The organism is Bradyrhizobium sp. PRIMUS42, assembly GCF_023006515.1.
Lineage (GTDB): Bacteria > Pseudomonadota > Alphaproteobacteria > Rhizobiales > Xanthobacteraceae > Bradyrhizobium.
Genome location: NZ_JALBGZ010000672.1, coordinates 1 through 3,427, shown reverse-complemented (window position 1 = coordinate 3,427; position 3,427 = coordinate 1). Strand labels below are relative to the sequence as shown.

The 3,427-nt window shown below is 65.5% G+C and carries 4 protein-coding genes and 1 pseudogene; 4 read left to right on the top strand and 1 reads right to left on the bottom strand.

Annotated elements, in window-relative coordinates:
• The 4 genes and pseudogenes from MOV75_RS31620 to MOV75_RS31605 form a co-directional block, all read left to right on the top strand.
• Positions 1-288, top strand: a pseudogene (locus tag MOV75_RS31620) (nucleoside recognition domain-containing protein); the annotation flags it as partial.
• Between the two features lie 215 nt (positions 289-503).
• Positions 504-782, top strand: coding sequence for a hypothetical protein (locus tag MOV75_RS31615; protein ID WP_246931703.1), 279 nt, complete (start codon positions 504-506; stop codon positions 780-782).
• A gap of 249 nt (positions 783-1,031) precedes the next feature.
• Entirely contained in the window at positions 1,032-2,135 is a 1,104-nt protein-coding gene (gene cax / locus MOV75_RS31610) for a calcium/proton exchanger (protein WP_246931705.1), read from the top strand.
• Between the two features lie 107 nt (positions 2,136-2,242).
• On the top strand, positions 2,243-2,761 hold the full coding sequence (locus MOV75_RS31605; RefSeq protein ID WP_246931707.1) for a GNAT family N-acetyltransferase: 519 nt from the start codon (positions 2,243-2,245) through the stop codon (positions 2,759-2,761).
• A 44-nt stretch (positions 2,762-2,805) separates the two neighbouring features.
• On the opposite strand, the gene MOV75_RS31600 is transcribed toward MOV75_RS31605, so the two are convergent.
• Positions 2,806-3,427 (bottom strand): autotransporter outer membrane beta-barrel domain-containing protein (locus tag MOV75_RS31600; RefSeq protein ID WP_247007279.1); only part of this gene is annotated, 622 nt, incomplete at its 5' end.

The following is a 3,427-nucleotide window of genomic DNA, read 5'->3' as shown; positions in this document are numbered from 1 at the left end:
CGCGAGGTCGCGGTCGCGGCGCTCGGCACCGTCTACGCGATCGAGGGCGGCAAGGAAGCGGCCGAGCAGATCGGCCAGGTGCTGGCGACGAAATGGTCGCTCGCAACCGCCCTGTCGATGCTGGCCTGGTACATCTTCGCCCCGCAATGCGCCTCGACGCTGGCCGTGATCCGGCGCGAGACCGGAAGCTGGACCTGGATGGCCGTAACCTTCACCTACATGCTGGTGCTGGCCTACGCGGCGAGCCTTTTGACGTACAACGTCGCGGTCGCGCTGGGGGCGGGCTAGCGTACCTCTCAAACTAACACTGCGAAAACAACCCCATGCACAGTAGACGGGGGTCGCGAAATCAATGGCTTACGTGCGGGCAAGAACCATCCGGCAGGATGCGCCCACGGCGCGATGCTTGCGATCCCCAGGGAACTGCGACCATTGATGTCGATCAATGGTCCACCTCGTCGGCCTGTCACGCTTTCTCGTCGTCCTGCGAAGGGAGAGTGGACATGACGAGACATGCCAAGCTGATAGGACTGTTCGTAACGGCCGCGGTGTTCACGGCAGCGCCCCTGTCGTTCCGCTACGCGCCGGCGGATGTACTCGCCGTGTCCGTTGATACGGCCGAGGCCCGCGTCGGGCGCCCGCTTACGCCCGGGAGCGTTGCAGGCGTCAACCGCAGGGTCCATCGGCGCGCTTACTACGGTGCAGCAGCGGCGGGAGCTGCAGCCTATGGTGCCTATGGCTATCGCCGGGCTTGTGGATACTACCCCTATCCGCCCTGCTAATGAGGCGCGCACGAGGCTCGTCGGATCGTCGAGCCTCGTGGTTTTTAGTCCCATCATGCTCCCGGCCTGAGCTTGCGCTGCAACTCGCCGACCCTGCGATACGGACCATCACCTGGGCCGCGCCGAAAGCGCCAGGTCGAACTCGTCAACTCGCTGCACCATCCGCCGGGCGCGCAAAGCCATTGAGCTGGATCAATACCGGTCGTGTCTGCGGCGACAGCCTCGTGGCCTGACCGCGAAGGACGGCCCATGAATGCGCTGCTCAAGGAGATCCGGCACAGCCCGCTTCTGTGGACGCTGGTCTTCGTGCCGGTGGTGATCGCGCTCGCGCACATCATGCCGGAGGCGCATACGCTGCTGTTCGTGCTGGCCGTGATTGCCATCGTGCCGCTCGCGAGCCTGCTCAGTCACGCAACGGAGGCCGTGGCCGAGAAGACCGGCGATGCGGTCGGCGGGCTGTTGAATGCCACGCTTGGCAATCTCACGGAACTCATCATCGCCGTCACGGCGTTGCAGGCCGGTCAATACATGCTGGTCAAAGCCTCGATCGCCGGTGCGATCGTGACCAACTCGCTCTTCATGCTGGGCGCATCGCTGCTTCTGGGCGGATTGAGACATCGCGTGCAGGAGTACAACCGGGCTGGAGGCAGGCTCCATTCCGCGCTGCTGCTGATGGCCACGATTGCCCTGTTGTCGCCCTCGGCCGTGGCTGACCTCAACTTTGCCGGACACGAGGCGACCGTGCAGCGCTTGAGCACCGCCTTGGCGGTCCTGCTGATTGCGGCTTACGGTCTCAGCCTGCTGTTCTCGCTGAAGACGCACAAGGAGCTGTTTGCGAGCGGCGATCATGGCGAGGCAGGCGGCCCGGTGCTGCCGGTTTCGGTCGCCGTTCCGACACTGGGGGTCGTCACCGTGCTGGTTGCGCTCGTGAGCGAGATCTTCGTCGAGTCGGTGCAGAAGGCCGCCGAAACGCTCGGCATGACCCCGGCATTCGTCGGATTCATCGTCGTTGCCCTGATCGGCGCTGCGGCCGAGATGGCCGTGGCGTTTTCCGCGGCACGCCGGAACCGGCTCGACATGAGCGTGAGCATCGCGCTCGGAAGCGCAAGCCAGATCGCCTTGTTCGTCGCACCCGTTCTCGTGCTGCTGAGCTACGTTGTCGGGCCGCACCCCATGGACCTTCAGTTCTGGCCGGGAGCTGTGACCATGGTCACGATCGCCGCCGTGGTGACGAGCTTCATCACCAACGGCGGACGATCGGCCTGGTTCATCGGCGCGCTCCTGCTCTGCATCTACGCGATCTTCGCGATGACGCTCTACATGGTCCCGCCCGGCTCGCACGGCCCGGTCTAGGCTACGGGCTGCGAGCCGGTTGACCCGCCGGGCAAAACGGGAGCACGATAACATCATCGCCCTCAACGACGTCCCGATCGCGACCAACTCTCCTGGCGACACCCTACATGAATCACTTCAGCACCAAGCGGCTCACCGCCGAGAGGCTGAACGAAAGTCACCTCGCCGACCTCGTCGCGCTCCATCAGGATCCCGAAGTGTCACGCTATATCGGCGGCGTGCGTTCGGCGGAGACGACTAAGGCTTACCTCGACGTCAACATGGCGCATTGGGACCAGCACCGTTTTGGGCTTTGGGCACTGCGTACGTGCGACGGCGCATTCGCCGGGCGGGCGGGAATTCGGCACCTCATGGTCGACGACATCGACGAGATCGAGATCTTCTACGCGTTCAAACGCGAGTTCTGGGGCCAGGGATTTGCGAGCGAGATCGCAACCGCGCTGACGGACGTCGGGCTGTCGCATTTCGAGCTGCCGTCCCTCATCGGCATCGTCTACGTCGGGAACGGCGCATCGCGCCGCGTGCTCGAGAGGTCGAACTATCTCCTCGAGCGAAGCACGATGCGTCACGGCGAGGACGTCGTGATCTACCGCAAGGCGAAAGCCGCGCGTCCTCCCGCGCGGTGACGGCGACAGCACGCCACCGCGCAAGAGGTTGGGCCGCCAGCCCCTCAGAGCGGCCCGATCCGCGCCGTACTCACCACGCGTAACGCAGCCGCGCGGTGCCGGCGTAGGTCAGCGTCCGCTCGGCGAACTCGCCGTGGATCGCCGATCTCGTCATGGGCCCAGGCCGCCTTGCCGAACAGGTCCAGCACGCTGCCATCAGGCACGTGCCACGACTTGCCGATCCGGCTGCCGAGCTCGGTGCGCACGGCCGTGACCGTGCGTGCGTCGTAGTTGAGCGCGAACTGTGCCGAGCCCGCGGCCGCCGTTTCGCCGTAGGACGGCGTGCGGAAGCCCTGCACCTGAACCGCCGCATAGGGAGTCAGGTCGAGCGCGGTCCAAAGCGGAATGCGATAGCCGCCTTCGATGCGCGCACCGAGGTCGTGGGCATTGAAGTCGGCACGCAGCGTGTCGGCGCCCGCGACGCGCACGGTACGAAAGGCGGACGTCCAGTAATTGCCGCAGGAGACCGCGCCCGACACGTAGGCGGCACCGAACTTGTACGCACCGTAGACGCCGGCCAGCAGCACGTCGCTGCGGCCGTTGCCGAGATCACTGGCCAGCGACCACGAGGTCGCACCGCCCGCCAGCAAGAAGCCGACCCGCGTGTCCGGAGACATGCGATAATCG